Genomic DNA, 25,135 nt, shown 5'->3' with positions numbered 1-25,135 from the left:
CCCCCCCCCCCCCCCCCCCCCCCCCCCCCCCCCCCCCCCCCCCCCCCCCGCGGGGGGGGGGGGGGGGGGGGGGGGGGCGGCCCCCCCCGGGGGGACGAGACGGGCCTAACGGGGCAGGCCGAGCACTCGCTGGGCGATGATGTTGCGCTGGATCTCCGACGTGCCGCCCGCGATGGTGCCCGAGAAGCTACGCGCATACCGCTCGAACCAGCTGGCGTAGTAATGATCCAGATTCGTCGGCTCGTACGGTCCGGTCAGGGCGGGGCTGATCAGCCCGTCACCGCCGGCGGACTCCAGCGCGAGTTCGAACGCGCGCAGCTCAGCCTCCGAACCCAACAGCTTGAGCACCGAGATCGCCGCCACATCGTCCTCACCCCGGGCCGCGCGGGCCAGCGCCACCGAACCCAGCAGCCGCAGCGCCTGCTTGTCCATGATGGTGCTGGCGTAGCGATCGCGCTCGAGCTCATCGCTGGGACGGAAATCGGCGATGGCGTTGTCCAGCCGATCGGCGAATCCGAGCCACATCATGGTGCGCTCGTGGCCCAGCGAACCGTTGGCCACCCGCCAGCCCTGGTTCAGCTCGCCGACCAGGTTCTCCGCCGGTACCCGCACGTCGGTGAAGAACACCTCGTTGAAGTCCAGGTCATCGACTGAGCAGATCGACGGAAAGGGCCGCCGCACAACACCTTCGGTGTCGGTCGGGATCACCAGCACGCTGATGCCCTTGTGCTTGGGGGCGTCGGGGTCCGTCCGCACGAACGTCAACAACACATCGGCGTCGTGCGCGCCCGAGGTCCACACCTTCTGCCCGTTGACCACAAAATGGTCACCCTCCAGCACGGCGCGGGTGCGCAACGAGGCCAGGTCGGAGCCCGCACTCGGCTCGCTCATGCCCAGCGACGCGGTGATCTCGGCGCGCAGGATCGGCACCGCCCACCGGTGCTTCTGTTCCTCGCTGCCGAACGACAACAGCGATGCCGCAACGATATTCACGCCCTGCGGGTTGAAGCTGTGATAGATGCGCCGACGGCCCAGCTCGGCCAGGTAGACGAACTGCTGTAGCACCGTCGCGTTGCGGCCCCCGAACTCCGGCGGCTGACTCGGCAGCAGCCAACCGTTGTCGAACAGCAGCCGCTGCCATCGCCGCGCCCACTGCGGCATGTGCGACACCGAACGCGGACGCTCCTGCAATTCGCTTGCGGGGGGCAAGTTCTCGTCGAGAAATGCCGAGAACTCCGCCCGGAACTCCTCGACGTCGGAATCAAAAGTCAGCTGCACGGTACTCCTCGGCGATCTGCGCCCGGTGCTCCGATGCGCCGCCCAGCATCAGCTCCCCCGCCTTGGCCCGCTTCAACGCGAACTGCAGATCGTTCTCCCAGGTGAAGCCCATTGCCCCGTGCAGCTGCAACCCGTGCCGGAACACCAAGGACTGGCACTCACCCGCCGACGCCTTGGCCATCGCGGCGGCCAGCCGGCGCCGAGGATCGTCGGCGGAGATGGTCAGCGCGGCGAAGTATGCCAGCGCCCGAGCACGCTGGATCGCGACGTGCATGTCGGCGGCCTTGTGCTGGACGGCCTGGAACGAACCGATCGGCACCCCGAACTGGTGACGACTGCGGACATGCTCGAGCACCAGATCCAGGATGCGCTGACAGGCGCCCACCATCGTGACGGCCATCCCGGTCAGCGCGATATGGCGGGCGCGCTCGGGATCCACTGCCAGCCGGTCACTTTCGGGCACCCGGACGCCGCCGAAGGACAGGTCCGCCACGTGCAGCACCGGGTCGAACACCGATTCCCGACGAGCGCTCAGCGCACTGGTGTCGGTGAGGAACACTCCCGCTTCGGTCACCACCGCGATGCGATCGACGCGATCGCCGTCGAGCACGTGGCGGGCGGTGCCGTCGAGCACCCAGCCGTCGACATCACGACGCGCGGAGATCCCGCCATACACCGCCGTGCCGGACTGATTCGGGTCGAACCGCTCCCCGACCAGCGGCGCGAACTGACTCATCGTCGCCAGGAACGGCGTTGGATCGGTCGCGTGGCCGAGTTCCTCGAGCACGATCGCCAGCTCCACCGCACTGGCCGGGTCGTTCAGCTCGGTCCAGCCCAGCTCCACGTACAGCTTCCACAGCGGCTCGGTGTCGGCGCCTTGTTCGGCCACGCTGCGCACCAGCGATGGCGGGCATTGCTTGATGACGACATCGCGCACCGTGTCCTGCCACAGCCGCTGATCAGCATCGAACTCCAAAAGCATCCGGGCCGCCTCCCGTCGGGGATTATCAAGCGAGAATAACATTCTCTTTGACGGAAGTTGTAATCTCAAAACCGGCTATGACTTTATACCGAAGGGGCCACGATGCTGGATACCGCAGCCGCGCTGTGGGAGATCGAGGCGATCAAACAATTGAAGGCCCGATACTGCCGCTACCTGGACACCAAGCAGTGGGACGAATGGCGGCGACTGTTCACCGACGACTTCGTCAGCGACACCTCGGGGTCGGGCGGCAAGGTGATCCACGGCGCCGATGAGTTCGTGGCGTTCGTCCGCGGCGCGCTGGGCAAGCCGTCCCAGCCCACGGCGCATCAGGTGCACGCACCGGAGATCACCCTCACCTCCGGCACCACCGCGACCGGGATATGGGCGTTGCAGGACGTGGTACGCCTGGCACCCGGCCTCAACCTCGACGGGCGCGGGCACTATCACGAGACCTACGAAAAGCTCGACGGCCGATGGTTGATCAAGACCTCGACACTGACCCGGTTGCGTGAGGACTTCTTCAATCCGCTGTTCTCCGTGCGTATCTCACCCCGGTTGCGGGACGCCGGCTCCGCACTTGCACGCAGGTTCACCCGGTGAACACCACCCTGGTCACCGGCGCTTTCGGACAGGTCGGCAAGCGGTGCGCGGAAATCCTGCTCAGCCGTGGCCACACCGTGGTAGCCATGGACCTGGCCAACGAGGCTTCCGTCGCGGCGGCCGCGGCCCTGTCCGCGACCGCCCACCCCGGCACCCTGATCCCGGAATACACCGACCTGCTGGACGCTGACGCGGTCACCGCGGTGCTGGCGCGCCACCAACCCGCCGCGATCGTGCACCTGGCGGCCCTCGTCTCGCCGCCGTCGTATCGCAACCCGCCGCTGGCCCGCCGAGTCAACGTCGACGGCACCCGTCACCTGGTGAGTGCGGCCCGGGCGTTGCGCGAGCCACCATTGTTCGTCTTCGCTTCCAGCGCTGCCGTTTACGGATCCCGCAACCCCTACCGGTACCCGGAGCGCATCACCGGAGCCACCCCCGTCAACCCGGTCGACCAGTACGGGGAGGACAAGGTGCTCGCCGAGGCGGTCATCACCGAGAGTGGACTGCCGTATGCCATCCTGCGACTGGCCGCGATCGTTTCACCCGACGGCACGGCCAACTTCGACGGTGACTACCTCTTGCTGGTGCGCGCCACTCCGGTCGACAACCGCATGCACATGACCGACGCCCGCGATGTCGCCCTGGCGTTCGCCAACGCGGTGGATCGGCGTGACCGCGTCGACGGGAAGGTACTGGTGATCGCCGGCGACGAGACGAACGTCCACCTGATGAGTGACGTGCAGGACGACATGATGGCCGCGGCCGGGCTGGGGCGCCTCGGCCCGTCGATCGGCCTGCCCGGTGATCCCGACGACGACCTCGGGTGGAGCTTCACCGGCTGGTTCGACACCACCGAATCCCAAGCGCTGCTTGAGTATCAAGAACACGACTGGGCGCAGACCATTGCCTGGGTAGGCGACTCGATGGGCCGGCGCCGCCTACTGCTGCGCGCCCTCGGGCCGGTGGCCCGACCGGTGCTGCGGACGGTCCTTGCGTTGCAGCGCCGCATCGAACGCCGTGGCCCGTACGCCGACCCGTGGACGTTCCTGCGGGCCAAGTACGGTCCCGGCATGCTCGCCGACGGGGCGCAAGTATGAAGAAACTGGTCATCGGAGCCAGCGGGTTTGTGGGCTCGCACGTCACCCGCCAATTGGTGGCAGCCGGCGAAGACGTGCGGGTGATGATCCGCAAGACAAGCGCGACAAGAGGATTCGACGACCTACCGGTCGAACGCTGCTATGGCGACATCTTCGACGACGCGGCGTTGCGGACGGCGATGACCGGTTGTGACGTCGTGTACTACTGCGTGGTCGACGCCCGGATGTGGCTACGCGATCCGGCACCGTTGTTCCGCACCAACGTCGAAGGCCTGCGGCACGTGCTCGACGCGGCGCTCGGCGCGGACTTGCGGAAATTCGTATTCACCAGCAGCACCGGGACACTGGCGATCAACGACCACCGACCGGTCACCGAGGACGATCCGCACAACTGGAATGACGGCGGCCCCTACATCGAATCGCGGGTCGCCGCCGAGGACCTGGTGCTGCGGTACGCACGCGAGCACGGGCTGCCGGCGGTCGCGATGTGCATCTCGACCACCTATGGCCCGCTGGACTGGGCGCCGACACCGCACGGCGGCCTGCTCGCCCGCGTCGCCAACGGAGGGTTCCCGTTCTACCTGGGCTTCTCCTCCGAGGTCGTCGGGATTGAAGATGCCGCGCGCGCAATGCTTCTGGCGGCCGAGAAGGGGCGTATCGGTGAGCGTTACATCATCTCCGACCGCTACATGAGCACCAAGGAGTTGCACGAGATCGCCGCCCGCGCGGTCGGGCGCCGCCCGCCGCGTATCCCAATCCCGATGGCCGTCCTGCGCGGTGCGGCGCGGGCGAACGACTTCGCCGCCGGAGTGCTGAACCGCGACCTGCCCTTCGCCTACGTCGGAGCGCGCATGGCCGAACTGATGTCCCCGTTGGACCACAGCAAGGCCGAACGCGAACTGGGCTGGAAACCCGAGCCCGTCGAAGAATCGATCCGCAAGGCGGCGCGGTTCTTCACCGGCCAGTCAGCTGAATAGCTCACTGGCGGGCCGGTCCCAGCCGTCGAGGTTGACCGCCTCAGCGAGGGGACGACGCCGGACCGGCCCGTGATTGCCCTTGGGCCAGCCGACGACGATGTGGCCCGCCAGCATCCAATCATCCGGTACGCCAACGGCTTCCCGCAGCAGTGGCTCACCCCCGTACGACGCCCAGCTGGTCATGCACGCACCCAGCCCCTGGGCGCGCGCCGCCAGCAGAAAGTTCTGCATGGCCGGGAAGATCGATCCGCCCAGCAGGAGTTCGGAGGCGGTGGGGTAACGGATCTGGGCGAACAGCACCGAAGTGAATTCGCCTGCGCGGTCGTGCAACTCGTAGGTCGCGCGATCGTTGCGGGCGCGCCGGCTGGTGTCACCGGGGGCGGGGCGGCTCATCCCGTAGACCGGTTCGATCACGGCGAGCGCCTGCGCGGCAGCCTTGGCCACGACAGCCCGCTGCTCCGGCGATCGCAGCACGACGAACCGCCAGCCTTGGGCGTTGGCCCCCGAGGGCGCCCACCTGGCCGCCTCCAAGCACCTGGTCAACGTGGCATCGTCAACCGGCCGATCGGTGAATCGCCGGATGGTGCGGGCGGTCGAGAGGACCTCCCAGATGTCGCGGCTTGCTCCGGTCATCACGCTCCTTTCTCAGCGTGACAATATTCGCCATATATGTAAAGTCAATGGCCACGCAGCAGCCCGTCGCCAGCCAGGATGAATCGCTATGAAAAAGCACCTCATGCAAGCCCTTTCGATCGCCCGACTGGCCGCGCACCTGGGCCGCGGGCTGGGCCGGGTAGCGACCGATGCGGTGGTCGGCAGCCGTGGGCGGCTGCCGCGCACCGTCGACGGCCTCGACGCCGCCGCACTCTCCGCGGCGATGGGCAGCACCGTGACCGCCGTGCAGGTCCTGGACAGCGACGCCGGAACATCCTCGCGCGCCCGGCTGCGGTTGTCCGGCAGTGACGTCGCAGATGACGTCCCAGAGACGGTGTTCGTGAAGCTTTCAGCGCAGACGGCCGCGACCCGCCTGATGGGCGAACTTGGCCGGCTCGGCCATACCGAGGTGCGGTTCTACCGCGACCTGGCACCAGCACTGACCGGCCTGCCGAAGGCTTACGGCACCGCATTCGATCCGCGGACCGGCCGCTACCTGCTGGTGCTGGAAACGCTGCCGGCGGCTTCCTGCGAATTCCCCGACACCCTGCACCCGCTGTCCGTCGACCAGGCCGGCCTGATCGTCGAGCTGCTGGCCCGGCTGCACGCCACCTGGTGGGGACGACCACCTCGTTGGCTTTACACCCCGTCGGGCGACGCCACCTCCCTGCTGACCGGCGCGCTGATGAACGCCTCGATCAAACGCCTCGCCGAGCGGACCGACGCCCCCGTAGATACCCCCGATCGACAGGGCCGCTTCATCGCCGCCAACTACCGCGCGGTCGCCGCACTGATCGACACTCCTCCGCACACCGTGATGCACGGCGACGCCCACCCCGGCAATGTCTACTTCCGGGACGGCAGGCCGGGCTTGCTGGACTGGCAGGCGGTGCGCCGCGGGCACCCGTCGCGCGAGCTGGCGTACACACTGGTCACCAGCCTGACCCCAGAAGACCGACGAGCCGCCCAGCGTGACCTGCTCGGCGTCTACCGGCGCGCCCTGGCCGCCGCGGGCGGACCCGAGCTGGACGGCGACGACTTCTATCGCCGCTACCGGCAGGGCGCGTTGTACGCCTACGTCGCCGCGCTGATCACCGCCGGGATGGGTGGGATGCAGGACGACGCCATCGCCATGGAAGGCCTGCGACGCGGCGTCACCGCACTCGAAGATCTGGAAACGGTTGCGGCGGTGCGCAGTTCGCTCTGACGGCCGGTCGCGCAGCGGGCACCGCTCAGGCGGGACGGCTCTTTTCAGCTGGTATGGTAGAAGGCGCATGTTTCGTCGTTGTAAACATGTGCTCACACGTGTTCGGTCACCACTTTCGAGAAAGGGTTCATGACAATGACGGCACGACAAAGACGTCGCGTCGCGCTTGCCTTCGCAAGCCTGTTAGCTGCCTGCGCAATGGCCTTCACCCTGATCCATCCGGCCAGCGCGCGTACCCATCAGGCTCCACCGACCCAGGCGGCCCCCAACGTGCCGATCGACGCGCCCACAAACATCCCACCCCTGCTCAAGCACTACGGCGCGATCGCCTACAGCCACGACGGCGCCTCCGGTACGGCGCGGCGCCACAAGTCGAAGCTGGGTGCACAGCAACTAGCGATGCAGCGCTGCGGCTCTGAGACCTGCACCATCCTGACCACCTTCACCCACTGCGGCGCGGTGGCCCACGACGGCGCGACGTACCACGGCGGTCTGGGATTGTCGCGCACCGCGGCCGAGGCGCACGCCGTCTCTCGGCTCGGCGGCGGCTGGATCGTCCACTCGGTCTGCAACTAGGCACTCCAGACGCCGAGCCAAGTCCGTTGCCCGACAGCCTGATTCGTCGGGCACCAGCGCGCTGCCGCGTTGCCACTCGCCGGTCCGATCCGGTCCCCTCCTAAGCTGCTGGCAAAGGACTCAGCGGCGAAGGAGAACGGATTGGACAGCGAGACGTACCAGCGCGGCAGGCAGATTCGCTCCGAAGTGCTGGGTAAGGAATATGTCGACCGGGCAATCGCCGACGCCGACGAGTTCACCGGACCTTTGCAGGACCTCGTCACGGAGTACTGCTGGGGTGCGGTGTGGGGCCGCGACGGGCTGAGCCGCAAGACGCGCAGCATGCTCAACCTGGCCATGACTTCGGTGCTCAACCGCCCGCACGAACTGCGGACGCACCTCAAGGCCGCCATCACCAACGGCGTCACGCGCGACGAGATCCGCGAGGTTTTCCTGCAGGTCGCGATCTACGCCGGCGTGCCGGCAGCGGTGGACAGCTTCCGCACCGCCGGCGAGATCTTTGCCGAACTCGACGAGGCTTAGCGGTGCAGATCGGGTTCGTCGGGCTGGGAAACATGGGCGGCCCGATGGCACGCCGGCTTATCGAGGCGGGCCACAACCTCGTCGTCTTCGACACCGACCGACCGGCCGTCGAACGCCTCGTCGCGCTCGGGGCGCAGGCCGCGGCCACACCACGGGAGGTGGCCGACCGGGCCGACACCGTGCTGGCAAGCCTGCCCACCCCCGCGGTATCGCTCGAGGTGGCCACCGGTGACTCCGGAGTGATCGCGGGCGCGCGGGTCGTGCGTTACGTCGACCTGTCCACGGTTGGGGCGACCACGGCGGTGCAGATTCACGACCGCCTGGCACAGCGCAACATCGCCGCCCTGGACAGCCCGGTCAGCGGTGGGGTGGGCGGCGCCGGACGCGGAGCCCTCGCGGTGATGGTGTCCGGCCCGCGCGCCGAGTTCGACATCGTCGAGCCCGCGCTCGAAGCCCTCGGCCGGCCGTTCTACGTGGGCGACAAACCGGGCTCGGCGCAGACCATGAAGCTGGCGAACAACATCCTGGCGGCCAACGTGCTGGCCGCCACGGCGGAAGTCGTCGTCATGGGCGTCAAGGCCGGCCTGGACCCGGCGGTGATGATCGACGTGCTCAACGCCGGCTCGGGCGCCACCAGCGCCAGCCGCGACAAGTTTCCCCGGGCGATCCTGCCGCGCACCTTCGACTACGGGTTCGCGACGGGCCTGATGGTCAAGGACGTGCGGCTGTACCTCGAGGAGGCCAGGGCACTGGGTGTTCCGGTCGAGATAGCCGACACCGTCGGGCGGATCTGGGAGGCCGCGGCGCAGGAACAGGGCCCGGACGCGGACTTCACGACAGTGATCAAGCCGTTCGAGGGCGCCGCCGGCGTCGTCGTGCGACCCGGCGCCACGTAAGGCCCGACCGCTGAACGTGGCCCGTATGTACGCCGCCATGCGAGATCGCATACCGGAGCCCCACGCTCGACGTTGCGGTGTTACAACCAAGCCGGAGAATGTTATTATTCGGAATTAAGAACAAGACTTGCAGCCAACCCGGAAAAGTGGCGTTAACCAGGACAGATGACTAACCGAGATGCTTACCGGATATTCATTGATGGATCGCGTGGCTAAATGTTAGGTTATCTATCATATGGCCCTGCCGCGGCCGGAGGGTGGCGCTCGTGATCGAACACGCAGACGGTGTGCGCACGCCGGTCATCGACGCCAGCGTGCACATCTTCTTCCCGTCCAACAAGGACCTGCGCAGCTTTCTGCGGGAGCCGTTCAAGAGCCGCGGGTTCCCCGACTACGAGATGGACTGGTACGGCGCACCCGGTGGTGAGTACGCGCCGGACACCAAGGGACCCGACCGCCAGTACCCGGGCTCGGACCCCGAATTCGTTGCGCACGAGCTGTTTTCCAAGCGAGGGGTCGATGTGGCGGTGCTGCATCCGATGGCGCGCGGCATCATGCCCGACCGGCATCTCGGTAGCGCATTGCATGCCGCCCACAACGAGATGATGGTGTCGCGTTGGCTGGAGTCAGACGACCGGTTCCGTGGCACCATCCGGGTCAACCCGGACGACATCACCGGCGCCTTGCGCGAGATCGACAAGTGGCGCGGGCACCCACGCGTAGTCCAGATCGGCGTCCCGCTACAGTCGCGCGAACTCTACGGCAAACCGCAGTTCTGGCCGCTGTGGGAGGCGGCCGTCGACGCGAACCTGCCGGTGGCCGCGCACATCGAGGTCGGCTCGGGGATCGCCTTCCCGCCGACCCCGAACGGCAACACCCGCACCTACGAGCAGTACGTCAGCTTTATGGCGCTGAACTACATCTATCACCTGATGAACATGATCGCGGAGGGCGTGTTCGAGCGGTTCGACGGCTTGAAATTCGTGTGGGGTGACGGCGCCGCGGACTTCGTGACGCCATTCATCTGGCGGATGGACACCTTCGGCCGGCCCCACCTGGAACAGACGCCCTGGGCACCGCGCATCCCCAGCGACTATCTGCCCGGCCACGTCTTCTTCGTGCAGGGCAGGCTCGACGGTCCCGGTGACGTCGAGTTCGCGGGAGAGTGGTTCAGCTTCACCGGCAAGGACGACATGGTGATGTTCGGCAGCAGCTACCCGCACTGGCAGTGCGGCGACATCACCAAGTTGCCCAGCGCGTTGTCCGCCGAACAGCGGGAGAAGTTGTGCTGGCGCAACGCGGCCGAGTTGTACGGGATAGACATCGCCGTCGATTCGGGCGCACAGTAGAAATGAGGCCGAGGAGGTCGAAATGACGCTCACCCATACGCAGGAACGTGTCCCCCCCACCGAGCGCATCGCCGTGCGGTGCGTCGACTCGGATGTCCACCCGGTCCCCAAGCGCGGCGAGATCATCCAGTACATCCCGGAGCCGTGGCGCAGCAAGTACTTCCTCACCCGCAACGTGGGCGAGCAGATCTATTACGACGCACCGGATTACGCCCACGCGTACGCGATGCGCGTGGACACTTTCCCGCCGGACGGTGAATTTCCGGGCAGTGACCCGGACATGGCGTTCCGGCAGCTGATCATGGAAGCCGGCTCGGACATCGCGATCCTGGAACCTGCCGCCTACCCCGCTCGCATCCCCGAAGCGCAGCACGCAATGTCGGTCGCGCTGAACGACTGGCAGGCCAACCACTGGCTGGACAGCCACAACAACTGGCATCAGCGGTGGCGCGGTTCGATCTGCGTCGCCATCGAGGACCCCGAAGCCACGGTGCAGGAGATCGAGCGCTGGGCCGGGCATCCCTACATGGCGCAGATCCTGATCAAGGCCGAGCCGCGGCCGTCGTGGGGCAATCCGAAATACGACCCGATCTGGGCGGCGGCCACCAAGCACGACATCACCGTGAGCTGCCACTTGTCCCGCAGTCAGTTCGACGAGCTGCCGATCCCGCCGGTGGGTTTCCCCAGCTACAACCACGACTTCATGGTGACCTACTCGCTGCTGGCCGCTAACCAGGTGATGAGCCTGATCTTCGACGGAGTCTTCGACCGGTTCCCGGAGCTACGGATCGTCTTCGTCGAGCACGCGTTCACCTGGATACTGCCGTTGATGTGGCGCATGGACGCGATCTACGAGGCCCGCAAGTCCTGGGTGGAGATCAAGCGCAAGCCCTCGGAGTACGTCAAGGACCACATCAAATTCACCACCCAGCCGCTGGACTATCCGGAGGACAAGACCGAGTTGAGCCGCGCGTTCGAGTGGATGGAGTGCGAGAAGATTCTGCTGTATTCCTCGGACTATCCGCACTGGACCTTCGATGACCCGCGCTGGTTGGTCAAGCACCTGCCCAAAGCCGCGCGGGAAGCGGTGATGTTCAAGAACGGCATCGCCACCTATCACCTGCCGGAGACCGTTCCGGTCCTCGAGGGCCAGACCCGGGTCCACTGACTTGGCATCGGAAGAAAACGGGGCGGTGAAGCAGCCCCGCCTCGCTCAGGGCCGCGAGCATGTCGTTGCCACCGTCGACGAAATCCCGCCGGGCACCCACAAGCTGGTTCCGATCGGGCGCCACGGTGTCGGTGTCTACAACGTCAACGGCACGTTCTATGCGATCGCGAATTACTGCCCGCACCAAGGTGGTCCGCTGTGCTCGGGCCGGGCCCGTGGCCTGACCGTGGTCGACGAGAGTGCCGCCGGGGACGCGGTCATGGTCCGAGACCTGGAATACATCTACTGCCCTTGGCACCAGTGGGGCTTCGAGCTGGCGACCGGCACCACCGCGGTGAAACCGGAGTGGAGCATCCGGACCTACCCGGTCCGGGTGATCGGCAATGACGTGTTGGTGATGGCGTGACCCGGCAGGAGAACCGCGTGTCGTCGATGGAGATCAACGGTGGCAATGTCGTCTATGAAATACTGGGTGAGACAGGCGATCTCATCGCCCTGACGCCCGGTGGACGGTTCAGCAAGGACATCGATGGGTTGCGTCCGCTGGCCGACGCGCTGGCCGGCGGCGGGTATCGCGTGTTGCTGTGGGACCGCCCGAATTGCGGTGCCTCCGATGTCCAGTTCTACGGGCAGAGCGAATCACACATGCGCGCCGAGACATTGCACAAGCTGGTTACCGGGCTGGGCTTCGAGCAGTGCATCCTGGCCGGGGGTTCCGGTGGCGCAAGGGATTCGATGCTGACCACGATGCTCTATCCGGAAATGGTCACCAAGCTGGTGGTCTGGAACATCGTCGGCGGCATCTATGGCACCTTCGTGCTGGGTTCCTTCTACATCATCCCGAGCATTCTCGCGGTGCGCGGCACCGGGATGGACGGCGTCATCAAAGTTGCGGAATGGCGCGACCGCATCGAGGAGAACCCGCCCAACAAACAGCGCTTCCTCGACTTCGACAAGGACGAGTTCCTCAAAGTGATGCTGCGCTGGCTCAACGCGTTCGTGTCCAAGCCGGGCCAGACCATCCCTGGCGTCGAAGACGAAATGTTCGACCGCATCAAGGTTCCCACGCTGATCATTCGCGGCGGCGAGAACGACATGGATCACCCCAAACGCACCTCGCTGGAAGTCAGCTGCCTGATCAAGGGATCGAAGCTGATCGATCCGCCGTGGCCCGAGGACGCCTGGGAGCGGGCGTCGGAGGATCGCGCCGCGGGCCGGGTGACGCACTTCAACATGTTCGACACCTGGGTACAGGCGGCGCCCGCGATTCTGGAATTTCTGGGTTCGTGATGGGTCTCGTAATGCCTTCAGACTGTGCGGATGTGGACTTCGCAGTTGAGCGAGGCCTCGAGTGCGGTGTGGATTCGGCTTTCCGGCACCCGCTCGAGGTCGGCCTCGCGCAGCGTGACGTGGACGACGTCGTACCCGTCGTCGCCGGGCTCCCGGACGATCTCGCCGGTGACTCCGAACGCGGCCAGCACACCACGGGCGTCGTCGTCGGTCCCCCGGCTCACGAACGTGACCACCCCGGCCGCCGGGCTGGTGCCGAAGGCCTTGCCGCACAGGTCGATCGCCGTCGTCTTGGCCGATTCGACATCGCTGCCGGCGATGAGCACCTCGACGACGCGGCGACCGGGTGGTCGGCTCGCGAGATCGACGTCCACCACTTCGGCGTCCGCGGCGCCGGCCACTTCGAGGAGCGCTGCCATGCCCTCGCGTAATTGCCCGGCGGCGAGCAGACCGCCCGGGTCGACATCGACCCGCACCACCGCCGTCCGCATGCCGCAAAGCCTAACCGCAGGGCGGGATGAGCCGTGAAGACGGACGCCGCAATCCGTACCGCAGTCTGGCCGTCGTTGGAACCCCGACTGCTGGCCGAGGCCGCCGAGCGCGAGGACGTTGCACTCTATCGCGAGCGCGGCGGGTACCTGCCGCTCGTCGATGCCGATCAATTGCTTGGCGAGGTCGACGCCAGCGGACTGGTCGGCCGCGGCGGCGCCGCATTTCCGCTCGGCGTGAAGCTGCGCACCGTGCGCGACAACGGACGCGCCAACGGCGGCGCGGTGGTCATCGCGAACGGCGAAGAGGGGGAACCGGCTTCGGTCAAGGACCGCTGGCTGCTGCGACACCGGCCGCATCTGGTTCTGGACGGTTTGCGGCTGGCCGCGGCAATCGCGTCCGCCTGGCGCGTGTATGTCTATGTGTCGGATGCGGATTCGGCACGTAGCGTCGAAACCGCGCTGGCCGAGGCCGCTCTGGAGAACCTCGATGTCGAGGTGTGGACGGTCGAGCCCGGATACGTGGCGGGCGAGGAAACCGCTGCGGTCCAGGCGATCAACGGCGGGCCGGCCAAACCCACCGACAAGCCGCCACGGCCGTTCGAAGTCGGCGTCCGGGAATTGCCGACGCTGATCAGCAACGTCGAGACCCTGGCGAACCTGCCGTACCTGCAGCGTTACGGCGCCAAGGCGTTCCGCACCCAGGGCACCGTACTGTCACCAGGCACCTTCCTGGCCACTATCACCGGAGCCGGCCGGCCACCGGCGCTCTACGAACTACCTCACGGTCTGCCGTTCACCGAATTGCTTGCGTTGCATGGGGTTTCCTCGGAGCACCTACGTGGTGTCCTGATGGGCGGTTACTTCGCCGGCCTGCTCAACCGCGGCGTGCTGGACACCCGGCTGGATCACGAAACGATGCGCGGCATCGGCAGCGGGTTGGGTTGCGGTGCTGTCTCGTTGATCACCGACGACTGTCCGGTCGCGGTGGCGGCCTCCGTACTGGCCTACTTCGACCGGGAAAATGCCGGGCAGTGCGGGTCCTGCTTCAACGGCACCGCGGCGATGGCGGCCGCCGCGGGGGCGCTGCGGGATTCGGCGGCCACAGCGGAGGACGTCGATCGGTTGCGCCGCTGGTCGGTGGTGCTCCGCCGCCGCGGTGCCTGCGGGACATTGGATGCCGCCACCAACGTCGCGGCGTCCCTGCTCGACCAGTTTCCCGCGGAAGTGACGCGCCATCTCCAGGGCAGCTGCCCGGACTGCGAACACGGCGCATACCGCGCCGAGCGTCCCTACGAAGTACCGGTACCGGTGAGGTGTCCATGAGGATCCGTCTCGACCGCACCATCTGCGACGGCTTCGGGCTGTGCGCCAAGCACGCGCCCGCCTACTTCTCGCTCGACGACTGGGGATACGCGTCCCTGGTCGGCGACGGCAGCGTGGCGGAGCAGGACCACGACCCGGTGATGCGGGCGCTGCTGGACTGCCCGGTGCATGCGATCACCGAAGTCGGTGACCGCAAGCCGAGCATCCCGCACCCGGAACTGCACGACGACGAGGACCCGGCCGAGCATCTCAAGACGGAATCCAACGAGGCGCAGTGGGGCTTCACGCGTTGAGCGGGCGGTGCGCGGGTCTGGCCGCACTGGTGACCGGAAGCAGCCGGGGTCTGGGCAAGGCGATCGCCCAGCGGTTGGCCGCCGAAGGCGCCACGGTGGCGCTCACCGCGCGCACGCTGGCGCCCGACCCCAAATACCAGGGCTCGCTGCAGGAAACACTCGACGAGATCCGCGGCGGCGGGGGGTCGGCCATCGCGGTCCAGGCCGACCTGTCCAAAACCGAAGACCGTGAACGGCTTTTCGCCGCAGTCGTCAACGGCATCGGTGCGCCGGACATCCTGGTCAACAACGCCGCGGTGACCTTCCTGCGGCCACTGGACGGGTTCCCGGAACGGCGGACACGCCTGATGATCGAGATGCATGTGCTGGCGCCGCTGCACCTGGCCCAGCTCGCGATCCCCGCGATGCGGGAACGCGGCCGTGGCTGGGTGCTGAACGTGACCTCCGTCGGCGGGGACCTGCCCAGCGGTCCGCCGTTCGACGAATTCGACCGCAGCGCGGGGTTCGGCATCTACGGCACCGTCAAGGCCGCACTCAACCGGCTCACCAAAAGCCTTGCCGCCGAACTCTATGACGACGGCATCGCCGTCAATGCGGCGGCGCCGTCCAAACCCGTCGCCACCCCGGGGGCAGGCACCCTGGATCTGGCCAAGACGGACACCGAGGACATCGCACTGATCACTCAGACGGCACTCGAATTGTGCACCGGTGACCCGAAGTCGCTTACCGGCCGCATCGCCCACACCCAACCGTTCCTCCGTGAAATCGGGTGGCTGACCTGACCGACGCCCTCGACCGGTTGCGCCGGCGGCTCGCCCAGATCGAGGGGCTGCGTCCGCTCACCGGCGGAGCTTCCAGCCTGACCTACATCGGTAAGCTGGATGGTCGGCAGGTCGTGGTCAAGGTGGCGCCCGCCGGCATCGCACCGACGGGACACCGCGACGTGTTGCGCCAGAGCCGGCTGATCGCAGCGCTGGCCGGCACCACGGTGCCGGTGCCCGAGGTGTTGTGGGAGGACCCGGGCGAGCCGCCGCAGGATCCGCCGCTCTTCGTGATGTCCATGCTGCCGGGCAGCTCGGTCGAGCCGTTGTTCGATCTGGACGACACGGAACTCGAGGAATCCGATGTGTCCGAACGCTTTCGGAGCGCCGCGATCACGATGGCGCAGTTGCACTCCATACACCCCGCCGCGGTCGGTTTGGGCACTGAGCCGGTGATCACGGCGGCTGCCGAGATCGAACGGTGGTGCCGGACGCTGGAAACGGTCGACCCCGCGCTGGCCCCGGGCTGGCGTGCAGTCGGCGCCGCGTTGCTCGATCGGGTGCCGGCGCCGCTCGGTCCCGCCGTGGTGCACGGTGACTTCCGGCTTGGCAATCTGCTCGCCGCAGCGGACCGCATCACCGGCGTGATCGACTGGGAGATCTGGTCGGTGGGCGACCCGCGGGTGGACGTCGGTTGGTTCCTGATCAACTGCGACCCGCAGACCTATCGGCGCCGGACCCGGTATGTCGGCGCCACCCCCTCGCTGGACGAACTGGCCGCGGTCTACGAGGCTGCCGTCGGTTTCCCGGTGCTCGATCTCGGCTGGTTCCAGGCGCTGGCCTGCTTCAAATCGGTGGCGACCTGGTCGCTGATCGTCAAGCACAACCGTCGGCGCCCGCACCCCGACGCTGATCTGGAGGACATGTCGAAAGCGTTGCCGCACTTGCTCTTGCGTGCCGGCGAGTTGCTGGGTTAGCCGCGCGGTATGCCGGCCAGTTGGTTGGCGAACTTCTGCTCGGCGGCCTCGCGCAGACGCAGCAGGTGCTCGGAGGGGAACAGGTCGGGCGCCGGCTTGTACTCCTTGAGGAGCAGGCGGGCCAGCACGGTCTTGTGCACCTCGGTGGGCCCGTCGGCCAATCCCAGCACGAACGATTCGACCAGGTGCTGCACGAACGGCATCTCGTGCGTGGTGCCCAGCGAGCCGTGTATCTGCAGCGCGCGCGCCGAGACGTCGTGCAGCACCTTCTGCATCATCGCCTTCACCGCGGAGATGTCGGCGCGTACCGCCTTGTAGTCGTTGTGCTGGTCGATCTTCCATGCGGTCTGCAGCGTCAGCAGGCGGAACGCCTCGATCTCCATCCACGAGTCCGCGACCATCGCCTGGACGAGTTGCTTGTCACCGAGTAGCTGGCCCTGAGTATGGCGGGACACCGCCCGTTCGCAGAGCATGTCGAAGATCCGGCGCACCAAACCGACGGTGCGCATGGCGTGATGGATGCGGCCGCCGCCCAGCCGGGTCTGTGCGACCACGAAGGCGCCGCCGCGCGGGCCGAGCATGTGATCGGCCGGCACCCGGACGTTTTCGTACCGCACGTAGCCCTCGCGGCCGCCGCCCACTGGCTGATAACCGAGTCCCACGTTGCGCAGTACGTTGATACCCGGTGTTTCACCCGGCACGACGAACATCGAATGCCGTTCGTACGGCGGGGCTTCCGGGTCGGTCACGGCCATCACGATCAGGAAGGACGCCATCGAGGCAAAGGAGGAGAACCACTTCTCCCCGTTGATCACCCAGTGGTCCCCGTCCTGCACCGCCGATGTGGTGAACACCTTGGGGTCGGCGCCGCCTTGGGGCTCGGTCATCGAAAAGCACGACACAATCCGGTTGTCCAGCAACGGCTCCAGGTAACGCTGCTTGAGCTCGGGGGTGCCGTAGTGGGCCAGGATTTCACTGTTGCCCGAATCCGGCGCCTGCGAACCGAACACAATCGGCGCGCATTCCGACCGGCCGAGGATCTCGTTGAGCAGGGCCAACTTCAGCTGCCCGTAGCCGGGGCCGCCCAAGTGGGGTCCGAGGTGGGTGGCCCACAGGCCCCGCTCTTTGACGATGTTCTGCAGGGGCGGGATAAGTGCCTGTCGCACCGGGTCGTTGAGGTCGTGCGATTCCTTGACGAGCAGGTCGACGGGTTCGCACTCCGAGCGCACGAAGTCGTCCACCCAGGCAAGTTGATCCGCCCAGTCGGGGTCAGTCGAAAAGTCCCACGCCACCGGTGAATCCTTTCTTGACTCTGCGCTCAGGGCGCGATTTCGGCAATATTGGCGCCCTGAGCGCAGACTCAACGCGGGGCGGGCTCACTGCGACCACTTGCGGCGTAGCGCTGCGGCCTCATCAGTGGCGTGGGTGAGCACTTGGTTGCGATTCTCCAGTTCGATCGCCGGACCGAAACCGGCGGCGTCGGTATTGACCTGCAGGGCCCGCTTCGTCATGCGCACCCCCAACGGCGCGAGATCGGCGATGCGGCCGGCCAATTCCACCGCATGGTCGAGAAGCCGTTCAGGCTCCACCGTTTGGCTGACCAACCCTCTGCGGTCGGCTTCCTCGGCGGACACGGTGCGCCCGGTGAGCATCCAGTCCGCGGCGACGCTGGTGCCGACGATCCGCGGCAGGTGGTAGCTCATGCCCATTTCCGCGCCCGACAGGCCCAGCAGGATCGCCGCATTGCCGAAAGTGGCAGCGGTGGAACAGATTCTGATGTCAGCCGCCAGGCACAGTGCCAGTCCGGCGCCCACGCATGGGCCGTTGACCGCCGCGATGACCGGCTGAGGCAGGTTGCGGATCGCCTCCGGTATCGCCGCCATCGCCTCCTGGAAGCGGAGCCGGTCGATGGCGGGGTCGGTGGCGGCCGGCACGTCGGCGCCGAAGTTGCGCACGTCGAGGCCCGAACAGAAACCGCGCCCCACGCCGGTGAGCACGATGGCGCGCACCGACGCGTCGGAGTCGGCATCGGCCAGGGCGGCGAAGGCGTGCATGAACTCCGCCAGCATCGCGTCGTTGATCGCGTTGAGCCGTTCGGGTCGGTTGAGCCGGATCACCACCACGCCGGGGCGCGGTGTCTCCTGAACCAACGTTTCCGTCACATCAACCCGCTCGCCGGTGTTCGCTTCGTCCCTGTCCGCAGATGATAACGTAATTCTCGGATTCGCATAACGGGCCTACCAAACGGGCCGGCCACCCCCGGAGGTGACGTGTCGACAGCACCGGGACGACCACTGCCGCTGGTCACCGATGAGAACGAATTTTTCTGGACGGCCGGCGCCGACGGGACGCTGCGGTTCCAGGAGTGCCGGGCGTGCACCGCGCTGATCCATCCGCCCGCACCGGTGTGCCGCTACTGCCGTAGCCGGAACATCGGCGTGCGGAACGTCTCCGGCAAGGCCACCCTGGCCGGGTTCACCGTGAACCACCGGTTCAGCCTGCCCGGTATGCCCGCGCCCTACGTGGTGGCGCAGGTGGCGATCGTGGAGGACCCGCGTATCCGGTTGACCACCAACATCATTGATGCGGAGCCGGAGCAACTGCAGCTCGGGCAACCGGTCGAGGTGGTGTTCGAGCACATCGAGGACGTGTGGCTGCCGCTGTTCCGGCCGAGCGCCGATACCGAGCCGGCCGCACTGCCCGACGACGAGATCGCGCCGGAACGCTTCGGCGAACACGTCCGGCCGATGCTGACGACGGAGAAGTTCGAGGACAAGGTCGCACTGACCGGCATCGGCATGTCCAAGATCGGCCGCCGGCTGATGGCGGCGCCGCTGTCGCTGACCGTGGAAGCCTGCGAGGCCGCGATCGCCGACGCCGGGCTGACCTTCGACGACATCGACGGCCTGTCCACCTACCCCGGCGGCGGCAACTTCGGCGGCTTCGGGGAGGGCGGCGTCACCGCCCTAGAGGCGGCGCTAGGCATCCGGCCGACGTGGCACAACGGCGGCATGGAAACCTTCGGCCCGGGCGGGTCGGTAATCGCGGCCATGCTCGCGGTCGCGACCGGGCTGGCCCGGCATGTGCTGTGTTTCCGGACACTGTGGGAAGCCACCTTCAACGAGCTGATGAAGCAGGGCAAGATCGTCCCGTCCGGCGGCCGGACCGCCAGCTGGCAGTGGCCCTTCGGTGCCACGTCGGCCGCACACACGTTGGCGCTCAACGCACAACGCCATTTCCATCGTTACGGCACCACGAAAGAGACGCTGGGCTGGATCGCGCTGAACCAGCGTGCCAATGCCGAACTCAACCCGACGGCCGTCTACCGCGACCCGATGACGATGGACGACTACCTGAATGCCCGGCCCATCACCACACCATTCGGCCTGTACGACTGCGACGTGCCGTGCGACGGAGCCGTCGCGGTCATCGTCTCGGCCGTCGACGCCGCCCGCGAGCTGGCCAAACCGCCGGTTCTGGTCGAGGCGGTGGGCACCCAGATCGTCGAGCGCATCGACTGGGACCAGAGCACGCTGACCCACGAACCGCAGGTGCTCGGCCAGGCCGCACACCTGTGGTCCCGCACGGCCCTCAAACCATCGGACGTCGACGTCGCCGAACTCTACGACGGTTTCACCATGAACTGCCTGTCCTGGATCGAAGCGCTGGGGTTCTGCGGGATCGGTGAAGCTCGCGAATTCCTGGACGGCGGTAAGAACATCGCCCGCGATGGCCTGATACCGCTGAACACGCACGGCGGACAGCTTTCGCACGGCCGCACCCACGGCATGGGTCTAGTGCACGAGGCGGTCACCCAGCTGCGCGGTGAGGCCGGCGCGCGGCAGGTTGCCGACGCCCGCGTCGGTGTCGTCAGCAGTGGTGGGCTGACGCCGAGCGGTGTGATCTTGCTCAGGACGGAAGCATGACCCGCCCGAGAAAGGTGATCGTCGACGGCGTACCCATGTCCGGCATCATCGCCGCAGCCGAGGACCCCAAGGCAGTCGTCGTCGCCATCCACGGCGGCGGTACCACCGCGATGTACTTCGACTGCCCCGGACATCCCGAATTGTCGCTGCTACGTATGGGTCCCACGCTCGGATTCACGGTGATCGCGCTGGACAGACCGGGCCACGGCAGTTCGGCGGCATACCCCGAGGCGGTGCAGACCCCGCAGCAGCGCGTCGATCTCGCCTATGGCGCGGTGGAGCGGATCCTGGGTCAGCAATCACGCGGAGCGGGGTTGTTCGTGCTGGGTCACTCGGGCGGCTGCGAACTCGCGACGCGGATGGCCGCCGACCGTCGTGGCGCCGAACTGCTGGGCCTGGAACTGGGTGGCACCGGCCGGCGCTATCATGACGCCGCGAAGGAGATCATGAAGGCGGCCGAGGTCAAGGAGCGTCCGCCCGGTACGCGCGAGTTGCTGTGGGAACCGTTGCACCTGTACCCGGCGGACATTCTGCGGGGAGTCACCAACTCGTCGACCGCCCCGGCCTACGAGCGGGATGTGGCCCTGAATTGGCCGCACCGCCTTTTTCCGGAGTTGGCGCCGCAGGTACGGGTGCCGGTGCGCTTCACCCTGGGCGAGCACGACCGGGTCTATCGAGGCGACGACGACAATATCGCTGAGATCGCCGAAATGTTCTCGCAATCCCCACTTTTCATTGCCAACACGCAGCCCGACGCCGGTCACAATCTCAGCCTCGGCCTCAACGCCGCCGACTATCACCGCAAGGTGTTCGCCTTCGTGGACGACTGCGTGGCCCGGGGTGCGGGCGGCGAGGACCGCGAGGCCGGCTGATGCGGGTCGGCTTCATCGGCCTGGGCAGCCAGGGTGGGCCAATGGCGCGGCGGATCATCGACGCCGGCTTCCCGACCACGTTGTGGGCGCGGCGAACCGGCACCCTGGAACCATTCGCCGGCACCACGGCCGAGCCTGCCGATTCGCCGGCCGAACTCGCCGCCGCCAGCGACCTGGTGTGCGTGTGCGTGACGGGCGACGCCGACGTCGGAGAAGTCCTCGTCGGAGGCGGGGTGCTGTCCGCGATGCCGCCGGACGGGGTGGTCGCGGTGCACAGCACCGTGCATCCGGATACCTGTCGTGAGCTTGCGCAACAGGCTGGACGCCATGGTGTTTCGATCATCGATGCACCGGTGAGCGGCGGCGGCCCGGCTGCGGAGCAGGGTCGCCTGCTGGTGATGGCGGGCGGTGACGCCGACGTGCTGCGGCGCTGCCGACCGGTCTTCGAAAGCTTCTCCGACGCGATCATTCACCTGGGTGAGTTGGGGTCCGGTCAGACCGCAAAGCTGCTCAACAACCTGCTGTTCACCGCGAACCTGGGCACCGCCGCTGCCGTCCTGGCGCTGGCGCCCGACCTCGGCGTCGCGCCCGAGCGGCTCGCGGCCGTGGTGTCGCGCAGCAGCGGGAACAGCTTCGCGCTCAACTCGATTGGCAAGACCGGCGGTCTGGAGCGGCTGGCGGGACTGGCCGGAACGCTGCTCCGAAAGGACGTGCGACTGCTGGCCGACCTCGCCGAGCAGGCGTCCGCGTCCGGCGGTGTCGCGCTCGATGCGGCCGACGCCGCGCTGACTCTGATGGACGTGGCCAGATGAACCCGGCAATCCCTTTTCGCCACGCCCAGAAACCGCTACCGTTAGCGTTACAGTCAGGCGTTCAGCTGTAATGATTCCAGCCCGCAGCTCACACGCGAGGAGTGTTCAATGACCACCACATCCCCGGTCGTCTTCGATCCGTTCTCCGAAGACTTCTTCAACGGCGCCTGGGACACCTACCGGCGGATGCAGCAGGAAGCACCGGTCTACTACAGCGAGCAGTACGACTTCTACGCGCTGACCCGGCACGCGGATGTCGCCGCGGGACTGAAGAACTTCGAACAGTATTCGTCGGCGTTCGGCATCGACCTTTCGATGGTGCGGACCGGTAAGCCGCCGGAGCAGAAATCGATCATTTTCATGGACCCGCCGGACCACCGGCATATGCGCAGCCTGCTCAACAAGGTTTTCACCCCTCGTGCCATCCAGTCGCAGCGCGAGATGGTGGGCCAGAAGATCGACAAGTACCTCAGCAGAGTCGATCCCGATCGGTTCGATGTGGTGCAGGAGTTCTCCGGGCCGTTCCCGGTCGAGGTGATCACGACGATGCTGGGGGTGCCCGAAGAGCACGCCCAGCGGGTTCGTTACCTGATCGACGAGTCGCTGCACCGCGAGCCCGGTCAGGTCGAAACCGGCGAAAAGGGCATGCAGGCCAACATCGAAACCGGCATGCTCTACTACGAGATCCTGCAGCAGCGCCGCGCCGAACCGAAGGACGACCTGTTCAGCAAGCTGATCGAGGCCGAGATCGAGCGTGAGGACGGCCAGAAGACCAAACTGGATGACATCGAGATCGCCGGCTTTGCAACGCTGTTGGGCGGGGCAGGCGCGGAGACGGTGACCAAGCTGGTCGGCAACGCGCCGGTGGTGTTCGCGCGGTTCCCCGGAGAGTGGCAGAAGCTGCTGGAAGACCGCAGCAAGATCCCGGCCGCCGTCGAGGAGCTACTGCGCTACGAGGCGCCCTCGCAGTATCAGGTCCGCTGTTCGACGAAAGATGTCGAGCTGCACGGCGTCACGATTCCGGCCATGAAGCCGGTGTTCTTGATCAACGGCGCGGCCAACCGGGACCCCGATGCGTGGACCGACCCGGACACCTTCAACATCGACCGGGATCGGCACGAGGCGCTGAACCTGAGCTTCGGCTACGGGATCCACAGTTGCCTGGGTGCGGCGCTGGCCCGCATGGAGAGCGCCATCGCGCTGGAGAAGTTGCTGGACTTCATGCCCCGCTACGAGGTGGATTGGGCGGGCTGCAACCGGGTCCAGATGCAAAACGTCGCCGGCTGGAAGAACGTGCCGGTCAGAGTCATTCGTTAGGAACTGCGATGAGAATCGAAGTGGACTGGGAGCTGTGCGAAAGCAACGGCGTCTGTATGGGCATCATCCCGGAGGTCTTCCAGCTCGGTGACGACGACATGCTGACGGTATTGCAGCCCGAGGTCACCCCGGAGAACGAGGAACTGGTGCGCGACGCTGTGCGGCAGTGCCCGCGGCAGGCGATCTTGATCGTGGACTAGACACCGCGAGCAGACGTGAAAGTCCCCATTTCGCACCGAAAATGGGGACTTTGACGTCTGCTCGCCACCAATGGGTGACCCGCCGATCAGCTTCCGGCCGGCGGCATTTCGAACCCGGCGATGATGACCGCATTGCAGTCCGCCGCGGCTTGGCGCAATTTCGCCGCCTTCTGATAGCCCTCGGACTCGTACCACGCCTGAGCGGCAGCCACCGATTCGAATTCCAGCACGACGGTCTGGTCGCCATGCCAGGCGCCTTCCAGGACCTTGGGTGCGGTGTCCACGGCAAGGATGTTGACCCCACCCATCGCCGGCCCCGCGGCCTTGCCGTACGCCTTCATACCCTCCGGGTCCTTGATGGCCTCGGTCAGGATGACGTATCCCTTTGCCACTGAATCTCCTTGCCTGCCTGAGCCGGTCAGCGTTCCTTGATCGCCTGCTCCGGGCAGCATTCGATGGCTTCCCGGGTGGCGGCTTCCAATTCGATTGGCACGTCCTCGGTTATCGCCTCGGCGTAACCGTCATCCGTCAGGCTGAAAACCTCCGGGCACAGCGTCAGGCACATGCCGTGACCGCGGCACGTCCCGTCGTCGACCCAGACCTTCATGCCGGCGTGAACTCCAGATGCAGCTCGGTCAGCCCACGCAGAATATAGGTCGGAACATACTGGTAGCGGCGGTCATTCGCCGGTCCGTGCAGCTGCTCGTCGAGCCTGATATCGGAGGTCCGATCGAGCAGCCGCTCGATTGCGACCCGGGTTTCGGCCCGGGCCAGCGGTGCACCGGGGCAGCTGTGGATGCCGCGGCCGAAGGACAGATGCTGGCGGGCGTTTTTGCGGGCCGGGTCGAAGGTCGCGGGGTCCTCGAAACGGCGCGGGTCGCGGTTGGCGGCGGCCTGCAGGATCATCACCGTCGTGCCGGCCGGCAGGTCGACGCCACCGACGTTGACCGGCACCCGGTTCAACCGGAAGTCACCCTTGACCGGGCTTTCGGTCCGCAGCGACTCCTCGATGAAGTTGGGGATCAGGCTGCGGTCCTTGCGCAGCTGCTGCTGGATGTCGGGACGTTCGGCGAGCGTCTGCAGCGACGCGCCCAGCAGGCGTACGGTCGTCTCCTGTCCGGCCGAGAACACGTTGCTGGCGACGCGGGCGACGTCTTCGATCTCAGGAATGGAGCCATCCGGGTAGGTGGCCGTCGCCAGACCTGTCAGCACGTCGTCACGCGGCTCGCGGCGGCGATCCCGGACATAGTCGGAGAACAAGCCGTAGAGGAATTCCAGCGGGCTGTGGGCCAGCGCTTCCTTGCCGGTGCCGCCGATACCGCCACCAGAGTGCTGGCGGATGCCCTTGACGAATTTGTCGCGGTCTTCCATCGGGACGCCGAGCAGGTCGGCGATGACCAGCAATGTGAACGGTCCGGCGAATCCCTTGATCCACTCCCCGCGGCCCGGCGCCAGGAACCCGTCCAGAACCTGATCGGCCAGCAGCCACATGGCGTCCTCGTTCTCCTTGAGGCGCTTGGGCGTGATCAGCCGCATCAGCAGGGAACGGTGGTTGGTGTGGGTG

29 protein-coding genes are annotated in these 25,135 nt (G+C 66.9%); 20 read left to right on the top strand and 9 right to left on the bottom strand.

The features are described 5' to 3' along the window. Positions 1-105: 105 nt before the first annotated feature. Together A9X01_RS18730 and A9X01_RS18725 are read right to left on the bottom strand one after the other, a co-directional pair. The gene (locus tag A9X01_RS18730; protein ID WP_065122185.1) at positions 106-1,278 is read right to left on the bottom strand and encodes an acyl-CoA dehydrogenase family protein; all 1,173 of its coding nucleotides are present in this window, start codon (positions 1,276-1,278) and stop codon (positions 106-108) included. Then, on the bottom strand, positions 1,262-2,260 hold the full coding sequence (locus A9X01_RS18725; protein WP_065122190.1) for an acyl-CoA dehydrogenase family protein: 999 nt from the start codon (positions 2,258-2,260) through the stop codon (positions 1,262-1,264). The genes A9X01_RS18730 and A9X01_RS18725 overlap by 17 nt, the downstream gene beginning before the upstream one ends. A gap of 102 nt (positions 2,261-2,362) precedes the next feature. On the opposite strand from A9X01_RS18725, the gene A9X01_RS18720 reads away from it, so the two are divergent. From A9X01_RS18720 to A9X01_RS18710, 3 genes are read left to right on the top strand one after another with little or no spacing between them, the layout of a single operon-like run. Beyond that, positions 2,363-2,863 carry a nuclear transport factor 2 family protein gene (locus A9X01_RS18720; RefSeq protein WP_065122184.1) on the top strand — a complete coding sequence of 167 codons (501 nt, stop codon included), beginning with the start codon at positions 2,363-2,365 and terminating at the stop codon, positions 2,861-2,863. Then, positions 2,860-3,960 carry an NAD-dependent epimerase/dehydratase family protein gene (locus tag A9X01_RS18715; protein ID WP_065122183.1) on the top strand — a complete coding sequence of 367 codons (1,101 nt, stop codon included), beginning with the start codon at positions 2,860-2,862 and terminating at the stop codon, positions 3,958-3,960. Before A9X01_RS18720 ends, A9X01_RS18715 begins: the two co-directional genes overlap by 4 nt. Then, the gene (locus A9X01_RS18710; RefSeq protein WP_065122182.1) at positions 3,957-4,937 is read left to right on the top strand and encodes an NAD-dependent epimerase/dehydratase family protein; all 981 of its coding nucleotides are present in this window, start codon (positions 3,957-3,959) and stop codon (positions 4,935-4,937) included. The genes A9X01_RS18715 and A9X01_RS18710 overlap by 4 nt, the downstream gene beginning before the upstream one ends. Here the strand turns inward: A9X01_RS18710 and A9X01_RS18705 are convergent. Then, positions 4,926-5,570 carry a nitroreductase family protein gene (locus tag A9X01_RS18705; RefSeq protein WP_065122181.1) on the bottom strand — a complete coding sequence of 215 codons (645 nt, stop codon included), beginning with the start codon at positions 5,568-5,570 and terminating at the stop codon, positions 4,926-4,928. The genes A9X01_RS18710 and A9X01_RS18705 overlap by 12 nt on opposite strands. Before the next feature lie 88 nt (positions 5,571-5,658). Between A9X01_RS18705 and A9X01_RS18700 the strand changes: the two genes are divergently transcribed. From A9X01_RS18700 to A9X01_RS18665, 8 genes are all read left to right on the top strand, one after another. Beyond that, a complete protein-coding gene (locus A9X01_RS18700) occupies positions 5,659-6,798 on the top strand; it encodes a phosphotransferase (protein WP_065122180.1) in 1,140 nt (379 codons plus the stop codon). A 198-nt stretch (positions 6,799-6,996) separates the two neighbouring features. Next, entirely contained in the window at positions 6,997-7,374 is a 378-nt protein-coding gene (locus A9X01_RS18695; RefSeq protein WP_081282463.1) for a DUF4189 domain-containing protein, read from the top strand. A gap of 141 nt (positions 7,375-7,515) precedes the next feature. Continuing rightward, positions 7,516-7,896, top strand: coding sequence for a carboxymuconolactone decarboxylase family protein (locus A9X01_RS18690; RefSeq protein ID WP_065122189.1), 381 nt, complete (start codon positions 7,516-7,518; stop codon positions 7,894-7,896). A gap of 2 nt (positions 7,897-7,898) precedes the next feature. Then, on the top strand, positions 7,899-8,792 hold the full coding sequence (locus tag A9X01_RS18685; protein ID WP_065122178.1) for an NAD(P)-dependent oxidoreductase: 894 nt from the start codon (positions 7,899-7,901) through the stop codon (positions 8,790-8,792). Positions 8,793-9,058: 266 nt separating this feature from the next. Then, the gene (locus A9X01_RS18680) at positions 9,059-10,141 is read left to right on the top strand and encodes an amidohydrolase family protein (RefSeq protein WP_065122188.1); all 1,083 of its coding nucleotides are present in this window, start codon (positions 9,059-9,061) and stop codon (positions 10,139-10,141) included. 22 nt (positions 10,142-10,163) lie between these two features. Beyond that, positions 10,164-11,309 (top strand): amidohydrolase family protein, encoded by a 1,146-nt coding sequence (locus A9X01_RS18675; RefSeq protein ID WP_065122177.1) that lies wholly within the window; start codon positions 10,164-10,166, stop codon positions 11,307-11,309. Position 11,310: 1 nt separating this feature from the next. Then, entirely contained in the window at positions 11,311-11,715 is a 405-nt protein-coding gene (locus tag A9X01_RS18670; protein ID WP_065036415.1) for a Rieske (2Fe-2S) protein, read from the top strand. A gap of 17 nt (positions 11,716-11,732) precedes the next feature. Continuing rightward, positions 11,733-12,599, top strand: coding sequence for an alpha/beta fold hydrolase (locus A9X01_RS18665; RefSeq protein WP_065122187.1), 867 nt, complete (start codon positions 11,733-11,735; stop codon positions 12,597-12,599). A gap of 17 nt (positions 12,600-12,616) precedes the next feature. Here the strand turns inward: A9X01_RS18665 and A9X01_RS18660 are convergent, their stop codons facing one another. After that, positions 12,617-13,090, bottom strand: coding sequence for a hypothetical protein (locus A9X01_RS18660; RefSeq protein ID WP_065122176.1), 474 nt, complete (start codon positions 13,088-13,090; stop codon positions 12,617-12,619). Between the two features lie 33 nt (positions 13,091-13,123). On the opposite strand from A9X01_RS18660, the gene A9X01_RS18655 reads away from it, so the two are divergent. From A9X01_RS18655 to A9X01_RS18640, 4 genes are read left to right on the top strand one after another with little or no spacing between them, the layout of a single operon-like run. Further along, positions 13,124-14,413, top strand: a complete 1,290-nt coding sequence (locus A9X01_RS18655; RefSeq protein WP_065122175.1) for an NADH-ubiquinone oxidoreductase-F iron-sulfur binding region domain-containing protein — start codon at positions 13,124-13,126, stop codon at positions 14,411-14,413. Beyond that, the gene (locus A9X01_RS18650; protein WP_065122174.1) at positions 14,410-14,706 is read left to right on the top strand and encodes a ferredoxin; all 297 of its coding nucleotides are present in this window, start codon (positions 14,410-14,412) and stop codon (positions 14,704-14,706) included. The genes A9X01_RS18655 and A9X01_RS18650 overlap by 4 nt, the downstream gene beginning before the upstream one ends. Continuing rightward, positions 14,703-15,488, top strand: coding sequence for an SDR family NAD(P)-dependent oxidoreductase (locus A9X01_RS18645; protein WP_065122186.1), 786 nt, complete (start codon positions 14,703-14,705; stop codon positions 15,486-15,488). The genes A9X01_RS18650 and A9X01_RS18645 overlap by 4 nt, the downstream gene beginning before the upstream one ends. Further along, complete coding sequence (locus tag A9X01_RS18640; RefSeq protein WP_065122173.1) at positions 15,476-16,444, top strand: phosphotransferase family protein; 969 nt, start codon at positions 15,476-15,478, stop codon at positions 16,442-16,444. The genes A9X01_RS18645 and A9X01_RS18640 overlap by 13 nt, the downstream gene beginning before the upstream one ends. On the opposite strand, the gene A9X01_RS18635 is transcribed toward A9X01_RS18640, so the two are convergent. Then, complete coding sequence (locus tag A9X01_RS18635) at positions 16,441-17,736, bottom strand: acyl-CoA dehydrogenase family protein (protein WP_065122172.1); 1,296 nt, start codon at positions 17,734-17,736, stop codon at positions 16,441-16,443. The two genes, A9X01_RS18640 and A9X01_RS18635, sit on opposite strands and share 4 nt — an antisense overlap. An 84-nt stretch (positions 17,737-17,820) precedes the next feature. After that, positions 17,821-18,606 (bottom strand): enoyl-CoA hydratase/isomerase family protein, encoded by a 786-nt coding sequence (locus tag A9X01_RS18630; RefSeq protein ID WP_065122171.1) that lies wholly within the window; start codon positions 18,604-18,606, stop codon positions 17,821-17,823. A gap of 108 nt (positions 18,607-18,714) precedes the next feature. Between A9X01_RS18630 and A9X01_RS18625 the strand changes: the two genes are divergently transcribed. The 5 genes from A9X01_RS18625 (at position 18,715) to A9X01_RS18605 (ending at position 23,571) form a co-directional block, all read left to right on the top strand. Then, positions 18,715-20,370: a thiolase C-terminal domain-containing protein gene (locus tag A9X01_RS18625; protein ID WP_065122170.1), complete on the top strand. Its 1,656-nt coding sequence runs from the start codon at positions 18,715-18,717 to the stop codon at positions 20,368-20,370. Beyond that, the gene (locus A9X01_RS18620; RefSeq protein WP_065122169.1) at positions 20,367-21,242 is read left to right on the top strand and encodes an alpha/beta hydrolase; all 876 of its coding nucleotides are present in this window, start codon (positions 20,367-20,369) and stop codon (positions 21,240-21,242) included. Before A9X01_RS18625 ends, A9X01_RS18620 begins: the two co-directional genes overlap by 4 nt. Next, positions 21,242-22,054 carry an NAD(P)-dependent oxidoreductase gene (locus A9X01_RS18615; RefSeq protein ID WP_065122168.1) on the top strand — a complete coding sequence of 271 codons (813 nt, stop codon included), beginning with the start codon at positions 21,242-21,244 and terminating at the stop codon, positions 22,052-22,054. The genes A9X01_RS18620 and A9X01_RS18615 overlap by 1 nt, the downstream gene beginning before the upstream one ends. Before the next feature lie 108 nt (positions 22,055-22,162). Beyond that, positions 22,163-23,371, top strand: coding sequence for a cytochrome P450 (locus A9X01_RS18610; protein WP_065122167.1), 1,209 nt, complete (start codon positions 22,163-22,165; stop codon positions 23,369-23,371). Positions 23,372-23,379: 8 nt separating this feature from the next. Further along, the gene (locus tag A9X01_RS18605) at positions 23,380-23,571 is read left to right on the top strand and encodes a ferredoxin (protein ID WP_065122166.1); all 192 of its coding nucleotides are present in this window, start codon (positions 23,380-23,382) and stop codon (positions 23,569-23,571) included. Positions 23,572-23,657: 86 nt separating this feature from the next. Here A9X01_RS18605 and A9X01_RS18600 read toward each other — a convergent pair whose 3' ends face one another. The 3 genes from A9X01_RS18600 to A9X01_RS18590 all read right to left on the bottom strand — a co-directional run. Continuing rightward, complete coding sequence (locus tag A9X01_RS18600) at positions 23,658-23,963, bottom strand: DUF1330 domain-containing protein (protein WP_065122165.1); 306 nt, start codon at positions 23,961-23,963, stop codon at positions 23,658-23,660. Positions 23,964-23,989: 26 nt separating this feature from the next. Further along, a complete protein-coding gene (locus A9X01_RS18595; protein WP_065122164.1) occupies positions 23,990-24,178 on the bottom strand; it encodes a ferredoxin in 189 nt (62 codons plus the stop codon). Beyond that, the coding region (locus A9X01_RS18590; RefSeq protein WP_065122163.1) for a cytochrome P450 at positions 24,175-25,135 on the bottom strand (961 nt) is incomplete at its 5' end. The genes A9X01_RS18595 and A9X01_RS18590, both read right to left, overlap by 4 nt.

Origin of the sequence: Mycobacterium asiaticum (assembly GCF_001668675.1) — a bacterium.
GTDB lineage: Bacteria > Actinomycetota > Actinomycetes > Mycobacteriales > Mycobacteriaceae > Mycobacterium > Mycobacterium asiaticum_D.
This window is presented reverse-complemented; position numbering and strand designations above follow the sequence as displayed.

Coding starts and splice junctions, on each gene's coding strand:
- A9X01_RS18725 (WP_065122190.1), bottom strand. CDS start 2,260: ATGCTTTTGGAGTTCGATGCTGATCAGCGGCTGTGGCAGGACACGGTG.
- A9X01_RS18720 (WP_065122184.1), top strand. CDS start 2,363: ATGCTGGATACCGCAGCCGCGCTGTGGGAGATCGAGGCGATCAAACAA.
- A9X01_RS18710 (WP_065122182.1), top strand. CDS start 3,957: ATGAAGAAACTGGTCATCGGAGCCAGCGGGTTTGTGGGCTCGCACGTC.
- A9X01_RS18705 (WP_065122181.1), bottom strand. CDS start 5,570: ATGACCGGAGCAAGCCGCGACATCTGGGAGGTCCTCTCGACCGCCCGC.
- A9X01_RS18700 (WP_065122180.1), top strand. CDS start 5,659: ATGAAAAAGCACCTCATGCAAGCCCTTTCGATCGCCCGACTGGCCGCG.
- A9X01_RS18695 (WP_081282463.1), top strand. CDS start 6,997: ATGGCCTTCACCCTGATCCATCCGGCCAGCGCGCGTACCCATCAGGCT.
- A9X01_RS18675 (WP_065122177.1), top strand. CDS start 10,164: ATGACGCTCACCCATACGCAGGAACGTGTCCCCCCCACCGAGCGCATC.
- A9X01_RS18660 (WP_065122176.1), bottom strand. CDS start 13,090: ATGCGGACGGCGGTGGTGCGGGTCGATGTCGACCCGGGCGGTCTGCTC.
- A9X01_RS18650 (WP_065122174.1), top strand. CDS start 14,410: ATGAGGATCCGTCTCGACCGCACCATCTGCGACGGCTTCGGGCTGTGC.
- A9X01_RS18620 (WP_065122169.1), top strand. CDS start 20,367: ATGACCCGCCCGAGAAAGGTGATCGTCGACGGCGTACCCATGTCCGGC.
- A9X01_RS18615 (WP_065122168.1), top strand. CDS start 21,242: ATGCGGGTCGGCTTCATCGGCCTGGGCAGCCAGGGTGGGCCAATGGCG.
- A9X01_RS18610 (WP_065122167.1), top strand. CDS start 22,163: ATGACCACCACATCCCCGGTCGTCTTCGATCCGTTCTCCGAAGACTTC.
- A9X01_RS18605 (WP_065122166.1), top strand. CDS start 23,380: ATGAGAATCGAAGTGGACTGGGAGCTGTGCGAAAGCAACGGCGTCTGT.
- A9X01_RS18595 (WP_065122164.1), bottom strand. CDS start 24,178: ATGAAGGTCTGGGTCGACGACGGGACGTGCCGCGGTCACGGCATGTGC.